Below are 21,550 nucleotides of genomic sequence, written 5' to 3'. Positions count from 1 at the left end.
AAGAAAGACGGCCGGACGCGTCCCAGGGACACGTCCGGCCGTCGGGCGGGGGCCGCCGCGCGGTACGGCGGCTCCTCCCCCTAGTGCTGGAACTCGTTGCGGTAGTACTCGAAGATCCAACCGATGGCGGTGAGGATGATGGCGAAGGCGCCGATGAACACCATCCACCAGCCGATCGCCACGCCCACCGCGGTGAACGCCACGGCCAGCGCCACCCACAGCGGCCACGAGCTGTGCGGGCTGAAGAAGCCGTACTCTCCGGAGTTCTCGGAGATCTCCCCGTCCAGCCGCTCCTCCGGGGGAAGCCCGTGGAAGTGCTCGCTGCGGCGGGCCGCCTGCCAGAGCCAGAAGCCGATCATCCAACCGAAGCCGATGGAGACCACCAGGGCGGTGGTGCCCGTCCACTCGATCGCGCCGGTGTCCTGCCAGGACCAGTACACGTACAGGGCGGCGGCCAGACCGAAGAAGGTCGAGACGCCCATGAACAGATAGGCCTGCGTCTTCATTGCGCCCTACTCCTTCGTGACGCCCACCGGGACGGCGCCCGGGGCCGCGGCGTGCGGGTGGTTCAGGTCGAACGCGGGACGCTCGGAACGGATCCGCGGCAGCGACGTGAAGTTGTGCCGTGGCGGCGGGCAGGACGTGGCCCACTCCAGCGAGCAGCCGTAACCCCACGGGTCGTCCACGGTGACCAGCGGCGCCTTCTTGGAGGTGATGTAGACGTTCCAGAAGAAGATCAGCGTCGAGGCCGCCAGCACGAACGAGGAGACCGAGGAGATCTGGTTGAGCTCGGTGAACCCGTCGGTGGGCAGGTAGTCGGCGTAGCGGCGCGGGAAGCCCGCGGCGCCCAGCCAGTGCTGCACCAGGAAGGTGCCGTGGAAGCCCAGGAACAGCAGCCAGAAGTGGAACTTGCCCAGCTTCTCGTTGAGCATCTTTCCGGTGAACTTGGGCCACCAGAAGTAGAAGCCCGCGAACATCGCGAACACCACCGTGCCGAACACCACGTAGTGGAAGTGGGCCACCACGAAGTAGGAGTCGGTGACGTGGAAGTCGATCGGCGGGGAGGCCAGCAGCACACCGGTCAGACCACCGAAGAGGAAGGTCACCAGGAACCCGATGACGAAGAGCATCGGCGTCTCGAAGGTGATCTGGCCCCGCCACATGGTGCCGATCCAGTTGAAGAACTTCACGCCGGTCGGCACCGCGATGAGGAAGCTCATGAACGAGAAGAACGGCAGCAGCACCGCACCCGTCGGGAACATGTGGTGCGCCCACACCGTCACCGACAGGCCGGTGATGGCGATGGTCGCCGCGACCAGGCTCTTGTAGCCGAAGATCGGCTTGCGGCTGAACACCGGGATGATCTCGGTCACGATGCCGAAGAACGGCAGCGCGATGATGTACACCTCGGGGTGGCCGAAGAACCAGAACAGGTGCTGCCACAGGATGGCGCCGCCGTGCTCGGCGTTGAAGACCTGGGTGCCGACCATGCGGTCCGCGCCCAGCGCGATCAGGGCCGCGGTCAGGACCGGGAACGCGATGAGCACCAGCACGCTGGTGAGCAGGGTGTTCCAGGTGAAGATCGGCATGCGGAACATCGTCATGCCGGGCGCGCGCATGCACAGGCCGGTGGTGATGAAGTTGACCGCGCCCAGGATGGTGCCCAGACCCGAGACCACCAGGCCCAGGATCCACAGGTCACCGCCCAGACCCGGCGAACGCACCGCGTCCGACAGGGGCGTGTAGGCGAACCAGCCGAAGCTGGCCGCGCCGCCCGGGGTCAGGAACCCGCTGATGGCGATGAGGCTGCCGAACAGGAACAGGTAGTAGCTGAACAGGTTCATCCTCGGGAACGCCACGTCGGGCGAACCGATCTGCAACGGCATGATCACGTTCGAGAACCCGACGAACAGCGGCGTCGCGAACATCAGCAGCATGATCGTGCCGTGCATGGTGAACAGCTGGTTGAACTGCTCGTTGGACATCGCCTGCATGCCCGGGAAGAACAGCTCGACGCGCATGAGCACCGCGAGCAGACCACCGAAGAGGAAGAACACGAACGAGGTGATCAGGTACATGTACCCGATGACCTTGTGGTCGGTGGACGTCATCCATTTGACGATCATCGACCCCTTGCGCGACGGTACCTGACCGCCCGAGGGAACGGGGTTTGGTGTGGTGCTCATGACTGCTCATTCTCCTCGGCGTCGGCCCCGCCGGAACCGGTGTCCTGCTCGTCGGTACCGGAGCCCTCGGCCTCGGAGCCGCCGCTGCCGGTGCCCTCCTCGTCGGTGCCGGCGCCCTCGGCGCCCGCGCCCTCGGCGCCGGAGCCCTCACCGGAGGCCGGCTGGTCACCGGTCTCGGCGGCCTCGAGCTCGGCCTCCTCGGCGGCCTGCTGCTGCTCGGCGGCCCAGGCGTCGTACTCGTCCTGGGGCAGGACCTCGACGTTGAAGAGCATGCGGGCGTGGTCGACACCGCACAGCTCGGCGCAGCGGCCGACGTAGTCGCCCGCGGTGCCCTCGTTGATGTCGGCCTGGAAGGCGTTGTCCCGGCCGGGGATGACGTCCATCTTGAAACCGAACTCGGGGATCCAGAACGAGTGGATGACGTCCGGCGAGTGCAGGTCGAAGTGGACGGTCGCGCCCTCGGGCAGCACCAGGGTCGTCTGGGTGGAGGGGTCGGCGGTGCCGTCCGGGTTGGGGATACCCGTCTCGGAGAAGAGCACCTCCCCGCCGTTCTCCTTCTTGTCGTCGAGGTAGTTGAACTGCCAGGCCCATTGGAAGGCCACGACCTCGATGTTGACGTCCGCCGGCTCGTCGGTGTCGAGCAGGATCGCCTGGTCCCGGGCGGTGAAGAAGAACAGCACCGAGATGATGACGATCGGCAGCACGGTGTAGAGCGCTTCGATGGGCATGTTGTACCGCACCTGCGGCGGCAACTGCTCAGAGCGCTTGCGGTGGAAGATGACCGACCAGACGATCAGCCCCCACACGAGAATGCCGACCGCGAAAGCCGCCACCCAGGAGCCCTGCCAGAGCGAGAGAACACGCTCGGCCTGGTTGGTGATCGGCTCCGGCATGCCCAAACGAGTGAGATCGTTCGACGCGCAGCCGGTCGCGGCCAGCCCCAGCACGGCGAGCGCGGCGCCGCGTGGTGCCCATCGGCGCAGGTTGCGGCGCCGATTCTCTTGGCGGGTCGGACTCACGGATTGCCTTCCCAGCGGTGTAGCCCGTGGAACCTCCACGGGCGGCCTAAGTATCCAAAGCTTTTCAGGGGGAAACATTATCGCGAACCGCCCAGCGCCCAGTTCAGGGGCTTGCCTGGTCAGCGTGTTGCCGACGCCCCCCGAGCGGAGCTCGCGGCGGTACGTGGAGCCGGGCCCGTTCGCCCGCGGAGGATATCCTCCCGGCTGGCTACGGAGCGCGGCCCGGCGTTCCCCCGGGCCCTCTTCCTTTCTTCGATCGCGTCCCCTCCGCCTCTCGGGGGCGGCGCGGACGTCTCACGAGGAGAGAACAAGGTGAGCGTATCGCTGGGTTTACGACGCCCTTAACCGGGTTCGCCTTAGGGGCGGGACCAGGTCAGGATGGTCATCACCAGACGACGACACACGGGGGTTTTCCGTGCCCGAGTACCCGCCCCGGCCTCCTCTGGTCACCGTGGAGGCGGTGGGCCGCAAGTGCCCCATCCCGATCATCATGCTCGCCGCCAGACTGCACGAGGTGCCCATAGGCGCGGTCATCGCGGTCACCGCGGACGATCCCGCCGCCAGTGCGGACATCCCCGCCTGGTGCCGGATGAAGATGCACGAGTTCGTCGCGGAGCGGCCCCTGGCACGGGGCAGCGCCTTCCACATCCGACGCATGTACTGACCCGCTCCGGAGCCCGGCGGCCGTCCGCCGCCCCGGGGGGCGAGGGGGAGGGGACACAGGGTGGGGGGAAGGGTCATTAGAGGAGGACCGAAAACCCAACAACAGGGGACTCGGGAGTTCCGGTTCCGGTGCGATAACGATTTACACCCCGCCGAATCCTGGGCGTGGCGCGTTCCACACCACCCCCGGACACGACGAGGCCGCGCGGACCGGATCCGCGCGGCCTGCCTGCTCCGCATCGGCCGCCCCCGGGGAGGAGGCGACCGCGCACTCGGCTCGGCGAGTGGCTAGCGGGCGTAGAACTCCACGACCAGCTGCTCGTCGAAGGGCACCGGGATCTGCTCACGCTTGGGGCGGTCGACGACCGCGATGCGCAGGTCCTTGTGGCTCACGGCGAGGAATCCGGCGATCTTGTCGTCGGCGTGGACACCCTCGGTGGCCTCGACGAACGGCACCATGTTGCGGGACTTCTCCCGAACACTGATGATCTGACCGGGCTTGACCTGGTACGACGGGATGTCGACCTTCTTGCCGTCCACGGTGACGTGACCGTGGTTGACGAACTGACGCGCGGCGTAGATCGAGGCGGCCAGACCGGCGCGCAGCACGACCGTGGCCAGACGCAGCTCCAGCTCGGCGAGCATCTCCTCACCGGTACGCCCCGGGCGCTTCTTCGCGCTCTCGTAGACGCGCAGCATCTGCTTCTCGGTCAGGTCGTAGTACCAGCGCACCTTCTGCTTCTCCGCCTGGCGGACCGCGTAGTCGCTGCTGTTGCGGCGGACGCGACGGCCGTGCTCGCCGGGCGGGTAGGGACGCTTCTCGAAGTAGCTGACCGCCTTACGGGTCAGCGGAGTGCCGGCGCGCCGGGACAACCGCACCTTCGGTCCGGTGTAGCGCATGCAATGTCCTTTCCGGATGAATCCGGGGAATCCCAGGTAAGGCTGGCCTAGATCTGGGAGGCGCTCAGCGCGCCCGGGCCCGCGTGGGCGTGCCGGAGCACACGCAGCGGGACAGGTTCCCCACCGTCGCGGCGACCCGGCGCGGACGGCTTGGGCTGGGTAACCGGCACGCGTTTCAGCGCACCGGCGGGCACGGGGCTCCCCGTGCGGGACACCGGCTCCCAGGGAGCGGCGGCCGTGCGGGGCGCGGCCCGGTCCGGCAGGCGGACACGGGTCGTGCGGGTCGCGGCTACCCACTCTACGGGCTCGCGAACACCACCCCGACCCGTTCCGGCTACACGAAGGGCGCGACCTCGGCCGAGGCCCCGGCGCCGTAGGACTCCTCCAGACGCGCCAGGAGGGACGCCCCGGTCAGCGTGTACTCCTGCGGCCCGTCGGCCTCCAGGCAGTGCACAGCGGTCGCGTTGCCCACCTGGGCGGCCCGCTCCAGGGACAGCCCCCAGGAGTGCGCGGCCAGGAAACCCGCGCGGAACGCGTCCCCCATGCCCGTGGGGTCGACCAGCTCCCCCACCGCCGCGGCCGGGACGTGCACGCTCGGCTCACCCCTCCGGTCGATACGCGCCCCCTTGGCCCCCAGCGTGGTGACACGGGTGCCCACCCGCTCCAGGACGTCGGCGTCGGACCAGCCGGTCTTCTGCTCGGCCAGCGCCTTCTCGTACTCGTTCGCGAACAGGAAGGTCGCACCCTCGATCAGACCCCGCACCTCGGGCCCCTCCATGCGCGCCAACTGCTGGGAGGGGTCGGCGGCGAAGGCGATACCGCGCGTACGGCACTCCTCGCTGTGACGCACCATCGCGGCCGGGTCGTCCGCACCGACCAGCACCAGGTCCAGCCCGCCCAGGCGGTCCGCGATCGGCTGGAGTTCGATGTTGCGGGCCTCGGCCATGGCCCCGGCGTAGAAGGAAGCGATCTGGTTCTGGTCCCGGTCCGTGGTGCAGATGAAGCGGGCGGTGTGGCGCAGCTCGGAGATGTAGACCGCGGAGGTGTCCACACCGTGGCGGTCCAGCCAGGCGCGGTAGTCCTCGAAGTCGGCCCCGGCCGCACCCACCAGCACCGGGCTGAGGCCGAACCCGCCCATGCCGAAGCAGATGTTGGCCGCGACGCCGCCGCGCCGGACGTCCAGCTCGTCGATCAGGAAGGACAGCGACAACTGCTGGATCTGGTCGGGGATGATCTGTTCCGCGAAGCGCCCCTCGAAGGACATCAGGTGGTCGGTGGCGATGGATCCGGCAACCGCGATACGCACGGGACGAAGACTCCTTGGTCGGGAGGTGCCGGTCTGCTGACCGGACGGGGGCTGCGGGCATGGCGGGGGACGTGCCCGGTTCGGACTGCCCCAGGGTAGTGCAGTGCGCTCGCGGCGCCGTGGACACCCGCTCGCGACCGCCCTGTTCTCCGGCGCCCCGGCGCCCCGACAGGCACGGGAGCACCCCGCGCACGGCGAGGGGGAGGGCGGCACGAACCGCCCTCCCCCGAAAACCGTGTCCCCGGCCTACCGGAACCCTGGGCCCCGGCCCACCCGACGGCACCCCCAGAACGCGTCACGCCCTGGGTCTCGTTCCCTGGACCACTCCGGGCTCGCCGGCCCGAAAGCCTCCAGCGGAACACTCCCTAGTTGAAGGAGTCACCGCAGGCGCAGGAGCCGGTCGCGTTGGGGTTGTCGATGGTGAACCCCTGCTTCTCGATGGTGTCGACGAAGTCGACCTTGGCACCGATCAGGTAGGGGGCGCTCATCCGGTCGGTGACGACCTCCACACCGCCGAAGTCGCTGACCACGTCGCCGTCGAGCTCGCGCTCGTCGAAGTAGAGCTGGTAACGCAGCCCCGAGCAACCACCGGGCTGAACGGCCACGCGAAGACGCAGATCGTCCCGCCCCTCCTGCTCAAGGAGCGCCCTGACCTTGCTGGACGCCTCGTCGGTGAGGATGATGCCCTCGGTGGTCTCGCTCTGAACCGTCATGCTGGAAAGCTCCTCTGGAAAGGGGTAGCGGCTGGCCGGCGACCCCCTTGGTCGCGTCTGGACCGGCCCGCCGCGGCGGGTCCCGTCCTCTTCAACGGTTCTCAACGCCCGACACCGGTACCGCATTCCTGCGCACCGGCGGACACGGGCGTCACAGCGCCGCTGTGTTCTCCCCCGCCCCCGACCCGCACTGCGGACGGGGCCGCGGCCGGGCACGGACGTGCCCGTCCTCCCAGGGTAATTTGTCCCGACCCGGGACGCCATCTCCCGGCCGGGCCTGTGCACGAAGCCACCCGATGCCCCGCGGCACACCGGCAGCGCCCCCGCACGACGGCGGCACCCCGCACGACAGCAGGGGGCGGAGCCCGCCACGGACCCCGCCCCCTCCCCCGACGCCTCAGCCCTTGGCCAGCGTCCCCAGGTACAGCTCGATCACGTTGGGATCGTTCAACAGGTCCGCACCCGTACCGGTGTAGGCGTTACGCCCCTGGTCCAACACGTAGCCGCGGTCACAGATCTGGAGGCAGCGACGCGCGTTCTGCTCCACCATGACCACCGACACACCCGTCCGGTTGACCTCCTTGACCCGCTGGAAGACCTCCTCCTGGTAGATCGGCGACAGACCCGCGGTCGGCTCGTCCAACAACAGCACCGACGGCTCCATCATCAGCGCACGCCCCATCGCCACCATCTGGCGCTCACCGCCCGACAGCGACCCCGCCTTGGCCCTGCGCCGGTCCGCCAGCAGCGGGAACAGCTCCGCCACCGCCGCGAACCGCTTCGTGAACGACCGCGGCCGCAGGAACGCCCCCATCTGGAGGTTCTCCTCGATGGTCAGCGACGGGAACACGTTCTGCGTCTGCGGAACGTAACCCACCCCCCGCTCCACCAGGCTGTGCGCCGGCAGACCCGCGATGTCGGCCCCCCGCAGCGTCAGAGCGCCCTCACGCACCGGGATCAACCCGAACACCGTCTTGATCAGCGTGGACTTACCCGCCCCGTTCGGGCCGATGATCGCCACGACCTCGCCCTCGGACAGCGTCAGGGTGCACCCGTTGAGGATGTTCACCCCCGGCACGTACCCCGCCACCAGCTCCCTGGCCAACAGCAGGTAGTCCTCCGGACCACCCACCGGCACCGCCCCACCGGCGTGCTCCAGGACCTCCTCACGGTGCTCCTGCACGGCGGCCGCCTCCCCGGCCTCCACCGGGACCTCGTCCGAAACCTTCGTCACCTTCTCCGGACTCGGCTTCGCGCTCTCAGTCATCACCACTCCCCGGGGCCTCGGCCGTCTCCTCCTGGGCACCCAGGTAGGCGTCGATCACCTGCTGGTTGGACCGGATGTCCGAAGGACGGCCCTCCGCGATCACCTGACCCTGCGCGAGCACCACGATCCAGTCGCTGATACCCATGATCACGTCCATGTCGTGCTCCACGAAGAGCACCGTCTTGCCCTCGTCGCGCAACGACGTGATGTGCCCCAGCAACGACTGCACCAACGCCGGGTTCACCCCCGCCATCGGCTCGTCCAGCATGATCATGGTCGGATCGGTCATCAGCGAACGCGCCATCTCCAACAGCTTGCGCTGACCGCCCGAGAGCGAACCCGCCATGTCGTCGCGCTTGTCGATGAGCTTGAAACGCTCCAACAGGTCCAGCGCGCGCCGCGTGTTCTCCCTCTCCTGCACCCGCCACACCGGCCGCAGGAACGCACCCGCCATCCGCTCACCGAACTGCCCCTGCGCACCCAGCAGCATGTTGTCCAACACCGTCATCCGGGTCAGCGCCTTGGTCAGCTGGAAGGTCCGCACCATCCCCGCACGCGCCACCTGGTGGCCGCGCCTGCCGTTGATCGGCCTGCCCTGGAAGGTCCAACGCCCCCCGTCCACCCGGTCGAAACCGGTCAACAGGTTGAACAGCGTCGACTTACCCGCGCCGTTCGGACCGATCAACGCCGTGATCGTCCCCCGCTGCACCTCCAGGTGCCCCACGTCCACCGCGGTCAGACCGCCGAACGAACGGCGCACACCGTCCGCCACCAGGATCGGATCCGGCTTCGCCGAACCCGGCACCGGCTCCGCACCGGCCACGCGGTCGACCCCGGACCCGACGCCGCCGTCCACCTTGTCACTTGACATTGATCAGCATCTCCTTGCGGTCGCCGATGAGACCCTGCGGCCGGAAGACGATCAACAACACCAGCAACAGCCCCACGAAGGCCAGCTGGATCGCACCGTAGTCCGGACCGTCCAGGAACGGCAGCCACCCCATCGAGCCGAAGCCCTGGAGCACACCGTCGGTGAAGTTCATCAGGAACCAGAACACCATCGCGCCCAACACCGGACCGAACACCCGGCCCGCACCGCCCAGCAGCAGGATCACCCACAGGAAGAACGTCACCTGCGGCTTGAACTGGTCCGGCTGGATCGACGCCTGGTACACGGCCAGCATGCACCCCGCCAGGGCACCCACCAGACCGCCCAGCACCAGCGCCTGCATCTTGTACGCGAACACGTTCTTGCCCAGACTGCGGACCGCGTCCTCGTCCTCCCGGATGCCCTTGATGACACGCCCCCACGGGCTGTGCATCAGCATCCACGTCAGCCCGGCCATCAACAGCACCAGACCCCACGTCACCACCAGGACCCACAGGTGGTTGCCGTTGTAGGACAACGCCCCGAAGCCGTAGCGCTCACCCCCGTCGAACGGGTTGATCGCGCGAAAGTCCGACGCCAGGTTCTGCAACCCGTAGACACCGCCGGTCAGCGGCTCGGCGAAACCCGCCCGGTACACCAGACGGATCACCTCCGCCGCCGCGATCGTCGTGATCGCCAGATAGTCCGAGCGCAACCGCAGCGTCGGGATACCCAGCAACAGGGCCATCACGAACGCACACAGCAGGCCCACACCGAAACCCACCACCAACGGCAGGTCGAACACCGCCACACTGATGCCCACGCCGTAGGCGCCCACCAGCATGAACCCCACCTGGCCGAAGTTCAGCAGCCCGGTGTAACCGAAGTGGAAGTTGAGTCCGATCGCGGCGAGCGCGTAGATCGCCGCGATCGGGCCGAGCGCCGATCGGGTGGACTCGGCGAGGATCGAAAGGATATCCATCGTCTTCTCTCCTAGCCGACCCGCTCACGCCGACCGAGCAGGCCCTGGGGCCTGACCAGCAGCATGAGGATCATCAGTGCCAGAGCCCATGCCTGCATGAGCTGGGACGGGAACCACAGGGTGGACAACATCGCCACCAGGCCGACCGCGAGGCCGCCGACCATCGCACCGTAGGCCGTGCCGAGACCGCCGAGGATCACCGCGGCGAACATCATCAGCAGCAGACGGAAGCCCATCTCGTACTCGACCACCTGGTTGAGCCCGTAGAGCACACCGCCCAGAGCGGCCAGACCGCCACCGAGCCCCCACACGTACAGCGTGACCCGGTCCACGTCGATACCCGACGACTCCGCCAGGTCCCGGTTGTCGGACACCGCGCGCATCGCCTTGCCGATCCGGGTGAACTGCAACAGACAGGCCACCCCCACCAGCACCACGATCGCCACCGCCATGACCACCAGGTCGCGCGGCGGCATCGACACCGGCCCCAGACGCACCATCTCCTGGAGCTGGAAACCCGCGTAACGCTCCCGGCCCGCCCCGAAGAGCACCAGGATCACGTGGCGCACGACCAGCGCCAGACCGATCGAGACGATGAACATCTGGATCATCGCCACGTTGCGGTGCCGCAGCGGACGCCAGATGTAGCGCTCCATCGACCCGCCCAGCACCGCGCCCATGAGGACCGCGACCACCGCGGCCAACCACAGGGGCACGCTCCAGCCGACCGCGTCCCCCATCACACCGAGGACCGTCGCCAGCGCGATACCCGCGAAGATCGACACCCACTGCGCCACGATCAGCGCCGTCCGCGACAGCCTGCCCTCCAGGAAGGCGCCGATCAGGACCGCGGCGCCCAGACCCACGAAGAGCGCCAGCAGCGCGTTGCCCATACCCGCGGCACCCGTGCTGAAGAGCAGCGCGATCATCGCACCGAAGGTGACCAGGTCACCGTGGGCGAAGTTGATCAGCTTCGTGGTGCCGAAGATCAGCGACAGGCCGATCGCGGAGACCGCGATGACCAGGCCGAACAGCAGACCCGCAGCGGTGAGCTGGATCGCCCGGTCGGCGAAGGAGCCCCCAGCGTCGGTGTTGGGCGCCAACGACTCCTCGTCGGCCGCCTCCCCGCCGGAGTCCTCGGTCTCCTCCTGCGAGGGCGAGGCCGACTCCTCCCCGGCCGCGCCCGCCGCCTCCAGGGCGACGATCAGCGGCCGCCGGTCGTCCGCCTCGACCTCCACCTCGGTCTCTCCGTCGACGAAGAGGGCCTCGATCACCGCGAACTCCTCGGGGACGGACTCCTGGTCCACCACCACGCGGTAGGTGCCCGGTCCGGGCAGGCCCACTTCCCACATTCCTTCAGAGTCGGTCTCCGCCGCCCCGACCTCGTCCTCGCCGTCGTAGACCGTGATCATGATGCCTTCGACACCCTGGTCCCGGTTCTCCGGATGGAGGATCTGACCGTGCAGCGCTTCACCGCCCTGTTCGTCTGCCGTCGCCGCTGGCCCCGGGATCACCAGGATGGCGGTGATCAGGGCGAGCAACACGGTCACAAGACGTGTGCGCACGCGCGCTCCTTGCGCATCTGAGGGTGGCGGTGGCGAATGCGCGCATGCGCCACCGCTGTCCTTTGCTGTTCGGTGCGGTGAGTTTAGCCCGATTTAGGCCAGTTGTTCAGATGCGCTAATGCCACGTGACCCAACCGTCATCCCATCGTGTGCAAACGAGATCAAACTGGTACGCATGACGCGTTGACCCTGAACATCTGTCTCGTTTCCGTCCCGTTAAGTGCCTGATCTGCACACTTTCTCCGCACCGGGCGTACCGGAGTGATCACAGGGGCCGAGCGGTGGAAGGCAGGAGGAACGGGAGGGAGAGGTCGTGGGCGGGGACGACGGAGGGGCCGCACCCGGTCGGGTACGGCCCCTCCACTCAGATCAGTTCAGTCCGGCTGGCACGGACGCGTAAGTCCTACTTACTCCCGCCGCCCCCGAGGGTCTCCACGACCGTCTCGGCGACCCTGCGCATGGTGAGCCGCCGGTCCATCGAGTTCTTCTGGATCCAGCGGAACGCCTCGGGCTCGCTCATCCCGTGGCGGCTCTGGAGCAGTCCCTTGGCCTGTTCGACCAATTTGCGGGTCTCCAACCGCTCCTGGAGGCTGGAGACCTCCGACTCCAGCGCGGACAGCTCCGCGTAGCGCGAGGTGGCCATCTCGATGGCGGGCACGAGGTCGGCCTTGTTGAAGGGCTTGACCAGGTAGGCCATGGCCCCGGCCTCGCGCGCCCGCTCGACCAGCTCTCTCTGCGAGAAGGCGGTCAGGATCACCACCGGGGCGATGCGCTCGGCGGCGATGCGCTCGGCGGCCGAGAGGCCGTCGAGCACGGGCATCTTGATGTCGGTGATCACCAGGTCGGGTTTGAGCTCCTGGGCAAGACGGATCACGGTCTCGCCGTCACCGGCCTCGCCCACGACGGCGTAGCCGTCCTCTTCGAGCATCTCCTTGAGGTCCAGGCGGATCAGGGCCTCGTCTTCCGCGATCACCACACGGCTCTGCGTCCTCGTCACGTACACGAGGTTACCGAGATCAGCTAGGATGCTGGTCGTCGGGACGGGCATGCGCGTCAATCGTGATACCACTGTTGGCGGAGCACGCTGGCCGGACGGGTCGATGGATACCAGCCAGGATGTCCGTTTCGCCCCAGAAATAGCCCTGATATCCCAATCGGTAGAGGAAATGGTCTCAAACACCATAAAGTGTGGGTTCGAATCCCACTCAGGGCACAACACCCCAGAGCCGCCCCAAGCGGGCGGCTTTTTTCATTTCGGACATACCAACCCGCTGTAGTCAACCCATCAACGGAATGTCACAGGCGTGAGCAAGCATGCACGTCATGTACGCATCTCACGTCCGCCGTTTGGCGGTATCCCTACTGGACTCCGGGATCTCCTACGACGAGGTCAGCCGTCGCATGGGCATCAACCGGGCCACCCTCCGTGCCTGGTCGCGGGACCGCTCCCTGATCGACAAGTACCGGGACAACGGTGACTGCCCCCGCTGTGAACCTCTCCCCCGGCCGCCCAGGGCAGCCGACGCCTACAGTTACCTCCTGGGTCTGTACCTCGGCGACGGTGCCATCAACCTGACAGGTGACGGCAGCCGGGGCGTGTGGCGGCTGAGGGTCTACTGCGGCGACTCCTGGCCCGGCCTCATCCAGGAGTGCGAGAACACCATGGCGGAGGTGCTCCCCGGGCACTCGGTGGGCCGGGTCAGCTGCGTTGGATGCACCGAGGTCTACAGCGACTGGAAGCACTGGCCGTGCCTGTTCCCACAGCACGGATCGGGTAAGAAGCACGAGCGGCCCATCGTCCTGGAGCCCTGGCAACAGAGGATCGTCGACACGCACCCCGAATCTTTCGTCCGAGGCCTGATCCATTCCGACGGATGCCGGATCACCAACAGGGTCCGCAGGCGGGTCGGTGATGAATGGAAGTACTACGAGTACCCCCGCTACCAGTTCGTCAATGTCTCCGAGGACATCACCGGCCTGCTCACCGACGTACTCGACCGCCTCGACATTCCGTGGAAGCGCCACACCAGTCCGCGTCCGCCGAGGCGGGACAAGATCGTCGTCTCGGTGTCGCGGAAGGACGCTGTGGCGCGCATGGACGCCTTCGTCGGGCCCAAGTACTGAGGGACCGGACAGACGGGCCAGAACCTGCGTAACTACCCAGCCGGTACCGCCCCAAATAGGCCCTTTGTCACTTTATGCCGGGGCATCCTGGCGGAACCGGTCACATCACGGCCACAACCTGAGTACAACCCGTGGGTTCGGTCGTCTCCGCGGGCGCGCGTCCATGATCCTTGAAGACCGGAAGCGAGTTCTCAGGAGAGGAGCAGCGGGTGCTGACCGCGGTGGCCGGGATCGTCGGCGCACTGGTTATCGGCGCCTGGGTGGTGGTGGCGTGGGGTTCCCAGCGCCGCCAGCCGTGGCTGCTGACCCCTGTCGCGCTGCTCATCGTCCTTCTTGTGGCAATCGGCCAGCCGGGCTGGGCCTTCGTGCCCGTCGTGGCGCTGGTCGTCGGTTCCTTCGCTGAGCTGGTGGTGGGCTCGCGCGAGTCCCCCGCCCTGCGCACCAAGGACCCCGACGCGCCGTTGAGCACCGAGCGCTGGGCGGCTGCCGTGGCGGCGCCGTTCCGGGTGGCGCTGGCCGAGCCGTGGGACGTGGTCGCCCGGCCGTCGCTGCGCCGTCCCTACCAGCGGATGCTGGAGCGCCAGTGGGGGGTGACCGACCGCGAGTCGCTGTTGGAGGCGGTGGACGCCCTGTTGGAGGAGCTGCGCGCGGGTCCCAAGCTGGACCTGGTGGTGGATCTGAGTGCGGGGGTGGCCAGGTCGCGTCTGCCGCGTGAGCGGGGTGGGCAGGTGACGGGGGCGCACGTGCGGCTGGGTGAGGAGCAGGTGGCGCGGTTGCGCGCGGTCACGGGGGTGGCCGAGGCGGACGAGACGGTGCTCATCGGGGCCTACCAGTGGTGGAAGTCGGTGCACGTGATCCGGCTGGTGTGCGGGGGCGCGTCGTTGGATTGGCTGAGTCCGGTGGAGACGCAGACGCTGTTGCGTCGGGTGGCCTCGGACCTCCAGCGGCGGTACGCGTCGTGGCAGCAGCTGTCGATGGCCTTCCACGCGGGTTACCTGTTGTGGCCGGAGAAGGGTGTGGAGGGCGACCACGGCGGGACGGACCGGGTGTGGGCGGCGCTGGGTCTGCTGACGGAGGACGAGCGCAGTCCGTGGAACCTGTTGCCGTGGGACATGCCGTTGGAGCGTGTGCTGCCCGAGGGCGGCGCGGCGGCTACCGGGCCGGAGCCGCGCGGGGAGTCGGCGGCCTGAGGGCGGCTCAGCGTCGGGGCCGCACCTGGTCCTGACCCGGTGGGCGGCGCGGCTCATACGCCGTGTCCTCCGGGCCGGACCTGATGCGGCACGTCGGGGGCGCCCTGTGTGTGGGGCGCCCGGGTTCTCCCTACCGCGCCGCGAGGGCGACGGCGTCGCCGAGGCGGTGGACGCGCAGGGAGTTGGTGGAACCGGTGGTTCCGGGCGGGCTGCCCGCGACGATGACGATCTTGTCGCCCTTGTGGTAGTCGCCGAACTGGAGGAGTTCGGCCTCCACCTGGCGGACCATGTCGTCGGTGTTGTCGACCCAGGGCACGAGGTTGCTCTCGACTCCCCAGGTGAGGGAGAGCACGCCGCGGGTGGTCTCCTCGGTGGTGAAGGCCATCAGCGGGATGGGCGAGCGGTAGCGGGCCAGGCGTCGGGCGGTCTCACCGGACATGGTGAAGGCGACCAGGGCCTTGGCTCCGACGGTGGCGCCGATCTCGGCGGCGGCGCGGGCGATGGCTCCGCCGGTGGTCTCGGGCACCCGGTTGAGGATGTGCGAGGCGCGCAGGGACTCCTGCTCGGCGGCGCTGACGATGCGGGCCATGGTCTCGACGGTCTCGACGGGGTACTTGCCGACGCTGGTCTCTCCGGAGAGCATGACGGCGTCGGCGCCGTCGAGGACGGCGTTGGCGACGTCGGAGGCCTCGGCGCGGGTGGGCCGGGGTGATCCGATCATGGATTCGAGCATCTGGGTGGCGACGATGACCGGTTTGGCCTTGTCGCGGCAGCGTTCGACGGCGCGTTTTTGCACCATGGGGACGTTTTCGAGGGGGAGTTCGACGCCGAGGTCGCCGCGGGCGACCATGACTCCGTCGAAGACCTCGATGATGTCCTGGAGCCGTTCGACGGCCTGGGGCTTCTCGACCTTGGCGATGAGGGGGACGGTGATGCCCTCCTCGTCCATGATGCGGTGGCACTCCTCGGCGTCCGCTGGGCTGCGGACGAAGGAGAGGGCGACCATGTCGACGCCCTGGTGGAGGGCCCAGCGCAGGTCCGCCTCGTCCTTCTCGGTGAGTGCGGGGACGCTGACGGAGACGCCGGGGAGGTTGAGTCCCTTGTGGTTGGAGACGGTGCCGCCGACGATGACGCGGGTGTGGACGTCGGTGCTGGTGGTCTTGGTGCACTCCAGCGCGATGCGGCCGTCGTCGATGAGGACGCGGTCGCCGGGGCGGACGTCCGCGGGGAGTCCCTTGTAGGTGGTGGAGACGCGGTTGGCGTCTCCGGGGACGTCGTCGGTGGTGATGGTGAACTCGTCGCCGACGTTGAGGTCGACGGGGCCGTCGGCGAAGGTGCCGACGCGGATCTTGGGTCCTTGGAGGTCGGCGAGGACGCCGACTGCTCGTTGTGCGGCCTCAGCGGCGCCTCGCAGGTTGGCGAGGTTGGCCCTGTGGTCGTCGTGGGTTCCGTGGCTGAGGTTGAGTCGGGCGACGTCCAGTCCGGCTTCGACGAGCCTGCGGAGGACTTCCGGGCTCGAGGTGGCGGGACCGAGGGTCGCGACGATTTTTGCTCGACGTGTCACGCATAACACTCTAGAGCGTCTGGAGGATGGAGTGGTCTAAACCAGGTTGCGAATGGACGTATGTGGGGCTGCGGGAAGTCGAACGGCGGGCACCCTGGGTGAGGGTTCGCTGCGGTGGGTGGGGTTGTGGGCTTTGGCTGGTGGGTGGGGGGTTGTGGGGTTGTGCCGGGTCGCGGAGGGGACGCTGAGGCGCGGGGGACCCGGCCTTGGTGGGCCCGGCGTGGGCCGGGTTCGGTGTGTCAGCCGTCGCGGCGGCGGGGTGGGAGGGAGCCCTGGACCCGGCCGTAGGCGCACAGGATGCGCAGGCGTTGGACGGTGCGTATGCCTTCGCGTTCGAGGGTGGCGGCGGTGTCCCAGTGCTGCCAGGTGGCGTCCCAGCCGCCGTCGGGTCGTTGGGTCTGTTCGAAGAAGTCGAGGTTGCGTTGGATCTCGGCGTCGGTGAACAGGGGTCGGGCGATGTGGTCTGGGTGGGTGGCGAGGTCGAGTGCGGTGTGGGCGTGTCGGCGCGGGTTGGGTTTGGGGTCGGTGTCGATGACGGCGCGGATCATGGGGTGGAGTCGGCTGGTGGCGCGTAGGGCGCGGTCGCGGTCGGGGGCGTGCTGGAGGAAGGTGCAGATGCCGATGGCCTGGTGTGGGTCGGTCCAGTGCAGGGCGTCGATGCGTTTCCAGCAGTAGGCGGTGGCGTTGTCGCGCCAGGTGTGGCTGATGTTGTGTTTGTGGAGGTATCCGGCCAGGAGTGCGGTGAGGCCGAGGTCGCTGGTGAAGTCGTGGTGCTGTCGCCACCAGGGGGCGGATTCGGTGTGGCGGACGCTGGGTCGTACGCAGGGCAGACCGCCGTCGGGGTTGGTGACGGTGACGAGGTAACGGCAGATGCCGGTGCCGAGGCTGGTGGGGATGCGGCCGAGGTCGTCGAGGTAGCGCAGGGCGAGTTCGGTGGCGGCGGGTTGGCTGGTGTGTCCGCGCAGGTCGGGGTCGAGTCCGTTGCCGTAGCCGCCGTCGAGGTTGCGGTAGGCGGAGAGTGCTGAGCGGATGGGTTCGGTGGGTCCGCTCTGGAAGAGGTGGGCGAAGCGGAGCCGGTCGATGAGCCGGGCGTTTCGCATGGTGAAGTGTTCTGCGGCGCGAAGGGATTCCCAGGTCACAACGGTCATGTCTTCGACGGTACGTCCGTGTCTGGGACGGGGAAATGGTCGGTGGGTCAATCCATTCGCGATTTTTACGCGCGGTCCGGGGTGGTGTTGCGTCTGCGTCTTCGGGTGAGGACGAGGAGTCCGGCCCAGGAGGCGAGGACGGCGAGGGCGACGGCGAGCTGTGCGGTGAGCAGGTGTTCGGCGGGGTAGACGATGCCGGTGAGGTAGTGGTCGATGAAGCCTTCCGGGGGGAGTCCTTGTTGTCCGGCGCGTCGGCGGGCCCAGTTCTCGACGTGGGTGAGGGGGCAGGGCCAGCCGATGAGGGTGATGGCGAGTCCGTAGAGGGCGCAGCCGAGGTGGATCCAGAGGGTGCGGGGCCACTTCCAGGCGAGGAATCCGCCGAGGGCGAGGTAGGCGAGGAAGGCCAGGTGCACGACCATGGCGGTGTCGGCGATGAGTCGGTAGGTCATCGTCCGCCTCCTGGCTGTGCTGTGTGGTGGGTCCTCCTGGTTTCCAGTATCGGCGCCGCTTCTCGGCGGGGCCAGGGGGTGTTGGCGGTTGTGGATTCTTCTGGTGGAAACCCGGATGGCTCCTCGCGTGGCACGCGGGGCCTCGGTCGTGTCCGGGGCCTCGTCCGGCCCCGGCGGTCGGGGCGGGCCGCGAGAGCCTCGGGTGGTGGACAGGTCGGCCAGACCGCTCTGGTAGACGCGGGGTTCCCAGTAGAGAAGGTTGCTCATGCCAGCGCCCCCTGACTCTGCCGCTGCTCGATCCAGAGGCGGGTCACGGAGGCCAGTTCGCCCCACTCGGCGTACCGGGCGGGCTTGGTGGGGCTGGTGGGACTGGTAGGGCGCGCGGCACCGAACTGGGGCGCGGGTTCGCCGAGCAGGTCACCGCTGGGGATGTTCCTCCGCTGCTGGTACAGGACGGCGGCACCTGTCTTGGCGCGGTCGAGCCCGCGCAGGACCTCAACGGTTTCGCCGCTGTGGGAGGCGGCGCTACGGGGTGCGGCTGCTCGGGGTGCGGGAGCCGGGTTCGTGGGAGCCGGGTTCGCGGATGCGCGCAGGCGTTCGTGGGCGGCGTAGTAGGGCCGCACGAGGGCAACGGCTTCAGCCGGGATGGTCTCGCTGGGCGGAGCCAGCTCGGGAACCCGCACGCGGGGTGCGGCCGCAGGCGCGGGTGCGGGTGCGGGTGCGTAGCGACGGACGCGGGTGGAGCGGCGGCGACGACCGGCCACGGTGGAGTGGCGTCCGCACGGGGAGGAGAAGAGCGCGATCAGCGGGCCGAGGGCACGGCTGAGAAGCGCAGCGCTAAAGTAGAGCACGCTGGCAAGTCCTGTTCTTGAAGGTACGTAGTTGCTGGCCACGGCCCCGGACGGTTGTATCCGTCGCGGGGTCATTGTGTCGGGTTCAGTTGTGTTCGCAGCCAGAGTAGAGCACAGCTGAACGGCCTGGACGAGGCTTTCGCAGAAACAGTCGAAAAAAGCTCGCTGGTGACGCGTCTTCCCAGCTCATGACACATGAAAAAGGGGTCAGCCGTATTTACTGACCCCGCCCAAAGTATTCCTCTTGCCCGGATTGATTGTTTTGCACCTCCGGAAAGCGTCGGACCCCCAAGGCTGTCCCTTGGGGGTCCGATGAGGCGGGAGAGAACGTCAACGACACAGGGATGTCCCCGGGACAGTGACCGCGATGATCGGCTCAGCCGACCGTCACCACTCCGTTCAGCGCGGCGAGCAGCGTCTCGCTGTCGAACTCGCCGTCCTTCACGCCCGCGACGAAGGCATCCCACTCGGCGCGGGTGAAGACCAGCGGAGCCCGCTCGGGGTTCTTCGAGTCGCGTACGACGAAGACCTCTCCCTCGCTGCTCTTGTTCGCCACGGTCACGTCTCGGCCCGGGAGCGTGGTCACCTCGACGCAGTGTCCGCCGTTGTTGCCGCTTCTGCGGCTCTTGCGCCACTGGGCACGGGACAGGTCCATCTGGGACTCCTGTGCGTTCTCGTTGATCACTTCAGGTCGTTCACCACCTGCTCCAGCATCCGCTGGGACTCCGAGCCGCTGAGCGCCTTTTCGCGCAGGTGGTCGAACATCAGGCTATACCTTTTGACCTGTGCAGGCTTCTCCACGTAGAGGCTTCCCGTCTGGGATTCCTGGTACACGACGTCTGGGTCGCCCTGCCCTGGGAAGTCGAGGATGACGAAGGCTCCGAGCATGGAAGCATGCTCGCCAGCACCGAAGGGAAGAATCTGGAGGGTGATGTTGCGGCGCTGCCCGAGGTCGATGAGGTGCTGGAGCTGGGCTCTCATGATGTTCCGTCCACCGACCAGGCGACGGATGACCGCCTCATCAAGGATCACCCACAGGCCGAGCGGATCCTCCTCAGCTGTGACGCGCGCCTGCCGCGCGAGCCTGACCTCCACTTGCCGCTCAATCCCGTCATCGTTGTCCGTTGCCGGTGCGGTTGACAGGATCGCGCGCATGTACGCCTCGGTCTGAAACGGGCCTGGGACCAGAGACATAGCGTATTCGCGCAGTCCGCTCGCGGCGTCCTCCAGCCCGACGTAGAACTGGAACCACGAGGGCAGCGCTTCGCCGTACTCGTGCCACCAGCCCTTCTCGGTGGCCTTGCGTGCCAGCTCCATAAGCGCGTCAAACTCCTCGTCATCCACGCCGTAGAGCTTCATCAGCCGCTTGACGTCGCGGGGGAGGACGCGGCTCTTGTCGTTCTCGATTCGGTACATCTTGGACTCCGACCAGCCCATTTCCTCATAGACGGTCTCCCACTTGAGACCGGCCCGCTCCCGGAGTCTGCGCAGCTCGCTGGTGAGTCGTCGTGTACGCACGGTGGGGATGTGCTTGCCCATGGGTGAACTGTACACCCACTACTTCAAATGACAGGTTTCATAGAACCCCTTGCATGTGATCCAACTTACGTGCATCCTGTCTTTAGTGACCGAGCGTCACCAAGCGTTGCCGGGTGAGACAGGCGATCCAGGGGTGATCTGTGTGGGCAGGGTGATCGAGTTGCGGGTGAAGGACCATACGGACACGGTTGAGGCCTTTTCACCTCCACCACGCCGTGTCACCGACACGAGTCTCCGGCGGCCGATCGTCGCCGCGGGTTCCTCTCTACCGCTCGGTGTCGCCATGGCCGTCGCTGGCCTGCCGGACCTGGTCTGGGTCGTTCGCCGCTTCGTCCGCGCACACTCGGGTCGTTCCAGGGAGGCGGCCGTGGACATCGACCTGATGACGACGGAACTGTTCGCGAACACCCTGCGGCACAGCCGCAGTGGAGAGCCCGGCGGTGAAGTGCTGGTGGTGGTCAGCAAGAGCCCGCGCACCACACAGGTCAAGCTCACCGATCAGGGACCCCGTGCGGGGACGCTTCCGCACATCCGCTCCGTGGACGTCGAGTCCGGGGAGGGCGAGGACGGTGGTTTCGGACTCCGTCTGGTGGACGAGTTCGCCTCGCGCTGGGGCGTCGTCCACGAGTCGGAGCGGACCACGGTGTGGTTCGAACTCGATCGCTCCACGGACCGGTGACCGCGTGGCGTGGAGGGTCGAGGACGACGAGCGCCGCTACCGGACCGCCGCCGGACTCCAGCGGGTTGTCGGTTCCCGCTGGTTGGTGTTCTGGGGCCCGGCGTCCCGCGTTTTCTGGGCCTTCCGGCGCGGCGGAGCCACCCCCCTCATGCTCTCCCATCCCGACCCGAACCAGCTCTACGCCCTCCTCCAGCAGCACACATCCCACTGACCGGCGCGGCGGTGCGGTAAGAGAGCGCCTTCCCTCAGCTCGCCTCGTACCGCCGGGCCTTCCAGACAGGCCGTTCGATCAGTGCGGTTCACAAGTTCCGTGCACCGAAGGGTGTGCGGTCCCCGGCTCCCGACCACGGGCGTCGGCCCCGTCCGAAGAGAGGACAACACAGATGGACGAGAACACGATGCCCCTGATCACTGAGGTCGATGACTTGGTCATCGATCTGGGCGACGCCGCCGACCTGACGCTCGGCGAGGGCTCTGCCCGCAGCGAGGCCAAGCGTCAGCCCTACAACTAGCCGTTCGGGTGCCCGTCCGCTGGGC

Annotated in this window: 23 protein-coding genes and 1 tRNA gene; 7 read left to right on the top strand and 17 right to left on the bottom strand. The window is 67.9% G+C overall.

Going from position 1 to position 21,550, the window contains the following annotated elements; genetic code table 11:
- Positions 1-80: 80 nt before the first annotated feature.
- The 3 genes from ACSIH6_RS18595 to ctaC are packed head-to-tail and all read right to left on the bottom strand — an operon-like array spanning position 81 to position 3,205.
- On the bottom strand, positions 81-506 hold the full coding sequence (locus tag ACSIH6_RS18595) for a cytochrome c oxidase subunit 4 (protein ID WP_435109564.1): 426 nt from the start codon (positions 504-506) through the stop codon (positions 81-83).
- Positions 507-512: 6 nt separating this feature from the next.
- The gene (ctaD, locus tag ACSIH6_RS18590) at positions 513-2,186 is read right to left on the bottom strand and encodes an aa3-type cytochrome oxidase subunit I (protein ID WP_150253254.1); all 1,674 of its coding nucleotides are present in this window, start codon (positions 2,184-2,186) and stop codon (positions 513-515) included.
- Complete coding sequence (gene ctaC, locus ACSIH6_RS18585; RefSeq protein WP_435109563.1) at positions 2,183-3,205, bottom strand: aa3-type cytochrome oxidase subunit II; 1,023 nt, start codon at positions 3,203-3,205, stop codon at positions 2,183-2,185. The genes ctaD and ctaC overlap by 4 nt, the downstream gene beginning before the upstream one ends.
- 415 nt (positions 3,206-3,620) lie before the next feature.
- Here ctaC and ACSIH6_RS18580 point away from each other — a divergent pair, with 415 nt between their 5' ends.
- Complete coding sequence (locus ACSIH6_RS18580; protein WP_212643501.1) at positions 3,621-3,869, top strand: sulfurtransferase TusA family protein; 249 nt, start codon at positions 3,621-3,623, stop codon at positions 3,867-3,869.
- Between the two features lie 287 nt (positions 3,870-4,156).
- Here the strand turns inward: ACSIH6_RS18580 and rpsD are convergent, their stop codons facing one another.
- From rpsD to ACSIH6_RS18540, 8 genes are all read right to left on the bottom strand, one after another.
- The gene (gene rpsD / locus ACSIH6_RS18575) at positions 4,157-4,768 is read right to left on the bottom strand and encodes a 30S ribosomal protein S4 (RefSeq protein ID WP_435109562.1); all 612 of its coding nucleotides are present in this window, start codon (positions 4,766-4,768) and stop codon (positions 4,157-4,159) included.
- A 334-nt stretch (positions 4,769-5,102) separates the two neighbouring features.
- Positions 5,103-6,074, bottom strand: a complete 972-nt coding sequence (locus tag ACSIH6_RS18570) for a carbohydrate kinase family protein (RefSeq protein ID WP_435109561.1) — start codon at positions 6,072-6,074, stop codon at positions 5,103-5,105.
- Positions 6,075-6,439: 365 nt separating this feature from the next.
- Positions 6,440-6,787, bottom strand: coding sequence for a HesB/IscA family protein (locus ACSIH6_RS18565; protein WP_435109560.1), 348 nt, complete (start codon positions 6,785-6,787; stop codon positions 6,440-6,442).
- A gap of 397 nt (positions 6,788-7,184) precedes the next feature.
- Complete coding sequence (locus ACSIH6_RS18560; protein WP_435109559.1) at positions 7,185-8,054, bottom strand: ABC transporter ATP-binding protein; 870 nt, start codon at positions 8,052-8,054, stop codon at positions 7,185-7,187.
- Complete coding sequence (locus ACSIH6_RS18555; RefSeq protein WP_435109558.1) at positions 8,047-8,925, bottom strand: ABC transporter ATP-binding protein; 879 nt, start codon at positions 8,923-8,925, stop codon at positions 8,047-8,049. Before ACSIH6_RS18555 ends, ACSIH6_RS18560 begins: the two co-directional genes overlap by 8 nt.
- Entirely contained in the window at positions 8,915-9,904 is a 990-nt protein-coding gene (locus tag ACSIH6_RS18550; protein ID WP_150253248.1) for a branched-chain amino acid ABC transporter permease, read from the bottom strand. The genes ACSIH6_RS18555 and ACSIH6_RS18550 overlap by 11 nt, the downstream gene beginning before the upstream one ends.
- Before the next feature lie 11 nt (positions 9,905-9,915).
- The gene (locus tag ACSIH6_RS18545) at positions 9,916-11,469 is read right to left on the bottom strand and encodes a branched-chain amino acid ABC transporter permease (protein WP_435109557.1); all 1,554 of its coding nucleotides are present in this window, start codon (positions 11,467-11,469) and stop codon (positions 9,916-9,918) included.
- Positions 11,470-11,872: 403 nt separating this feature from the next.
- The gene (locus ACSIH6_RS18540) at positions 11,873-12,445 is read right to left on the bottom strand and encodes an ANTAR domain-containing response regulator (protein WP_435109576.1); all 573 of its coding nucleotides are present in this window, start codon (positions 12,443-12,445) and stop codon (positions 11,873-11,875) included.
- A 163-nt stretch (positions 12,446-12,608) separates the two neighbouring features.
- Here ACSIH6_RS18540 and ACSIH6_RS18535 point away from each other — a divergent pair.
- From ACSIH6_RS18535 to ACSIH6_RS18525, 3 genes are all read left to right on the top strand, one after another.
- Positions 12,609-12,682, top strand: a tRNA-Leu gene (locus ACSIH6_RS18535).
- 110 nt (positions 12,683-12,792) lie between these two features.
- Positions 12,793-13,593: a helix-turn-helix domain-containing protein gene (locus tag ACSIH6_RS18530; protein WP_435109556.1), complete on the top strand. Its 801-nt coding sequence runs from the start codon at positions 12,793-12,795 to the stop codon at positions 13,591-13,593.
- A 209-nt stretch (positions 13,594-13,802) separates the two neighbouring features.
- A complete protein-coding gene (locus ACSIH6_RS18525; protein ID WP_435109575.1) occupies positions 13,803-14,783 on the top strand; it encodes a DUF1266 domain-containing protein in 981 nt (326 codons plus the stop codon).
- A gap of 130 nt (positions 14,784-14,913) precedes the next feature.
- On the opposite strand, the gene pyk is transcribed toward ACSIH6_RS18525, so the two are convergent.
- The 6 genes from pyk to ACSIH6_RS18495 form a co-directional block, all read right to left on the bottom strand.
- A complete protein-coding gene (gene pyk, locus ACSIH6_RS18520; RefSeq protein WP_435109555.1) occupies positions 14,914-16,347 on the bottom strand; it encodes a pyruvate kinase in 1,434 nt (477 codons plus the stop codon).
- A 239-nt stretch (positions 16,348-16,586) separates the two neighbouring features.
- Positions 16,587-17,486: a prenyltransferase gene (locus ACSIH6_RS18515; protein ID WP_435109574.1), complete on the bottom strand. Its 900-nt coding sequence runs from the start codon at positions 17,484-17,486 to the stop codon at positions 16,587-16,589.
- 74 nt (positions 17,487-17,560) lie between these two features.
- A complete protein-coding gene (locus tag ACSIH6_RS18510) occupies positions 17,561-17,944 on the bottom strand; it encodes a DUF2784 domain-containing protein (protein WP_435109554.1) in 384 nt (127 codons plus the stop codon).
- A gap of 263 nt (positions 17,945-18,207) precedes the next feature.
- Positions 18,208-18,795, bottom strand: a complete 588-nt coding sequence (locus ACSIH6_RS18505; RefSeq protein WP_435109553.1) for a hypothetical protein — start codon at positions 18,793-18,795, stop codon at positions 18,208-18,210.
- Positions 18,796-19,171: 376 nt separating this feature from the next.
- The gene (locus tag ACSIH6_RS18500; RefSeq protein ID WP_435109552.1) at positions 19,172-19,480 is read right to left on the bottom strand and encodes a DUF397 domain-containing protein; all 309 of its coding nucleotides are present in this window, start codon (positions 19,478-19,480) and stop codon (positions 19,172-19,174) included.
- Positions 19,477-20,334 carry a helix-turn-helix domain-containing protein gene (locus ACSIH6_RS18495; protein WP_435109551.1) on the bottom strand — a complete coding sequence of 286 codons (858 nt, stop codon included), beginning with the start codon at positions 20,332-20,334 and terminating at the stop codon, positions 19,477-19,479. Before ACSIH6_RS18495 ends, ACSIH6_RS18500 begins: the two co-directional genes overlap by 4 nt.
- A gap of 283 nt (positions 20,335-20,617) precedes the next feature.
- On the opposite strand from ACSIH6_RS18495, the gene ACSIH6_RS18490 reads away from it, so the two are divergent.
- The 3 genes from ACSIH6_RS18490 to ACSIH6_RS18480 all read left to right on the top strand — a co-directional run bounded on the left by ACSIH6_RS18490 (position 20,618) and on the right by ACSIH6_RS18480 (position 21,525).
- Positions 20,618-21,013 carry an ATP-binding protein gene (locus ACSIH6_RS18490; protein WP_435109550.1) on the top strand — a complete coding sequence of 132 codons (396 nt, stop codon included), beginning with the start codon at positions 20,618-20,620 and terminating at the stop codon, positions 21,011-21,013.
- A gap of 4 nt (positions 21,014-21,017) precedes the next feature.
- Positions 21,018-21,224, top strand: a complete 207-nt coding sequence (locus tag ACSIH6_RS18485; RefSeq protein ID WP_435109549.1) for a hypothetical protein — start codon at positions 21,018-21,020, stop codon at positions 21,222-21,224.
- Between the two features lie 187 nt (positions 21,225-21,411).
- Positions 21,412-21,525 (top strand): albusnodin family lasso peptide, encoded by a 114-nt coding sequence (locus tag ACSIH6_RS18480; protein WP_435109548.1) that lies wholly within the window; start codon positions 21,412-21,414, stop codon positions 21,523-21,525.
- Positions 21,526-21,550 lie beyond the last annotated feature (25 nt).

Source organism: Nocardiopsis synnemataformans, assembly GCF_965343085.1.
Lineage (GTDB): Bacteria > Actinomycetota > Actinomycetes > Streptosporangiales > Streptosporangiaceae > Nocardiopsis > Nocardiopsis alborubida.
Note: the sequence above shows the minus strand (reverse complement) of the source record. Positions and strands in the feature narration are given on the sequence as shown.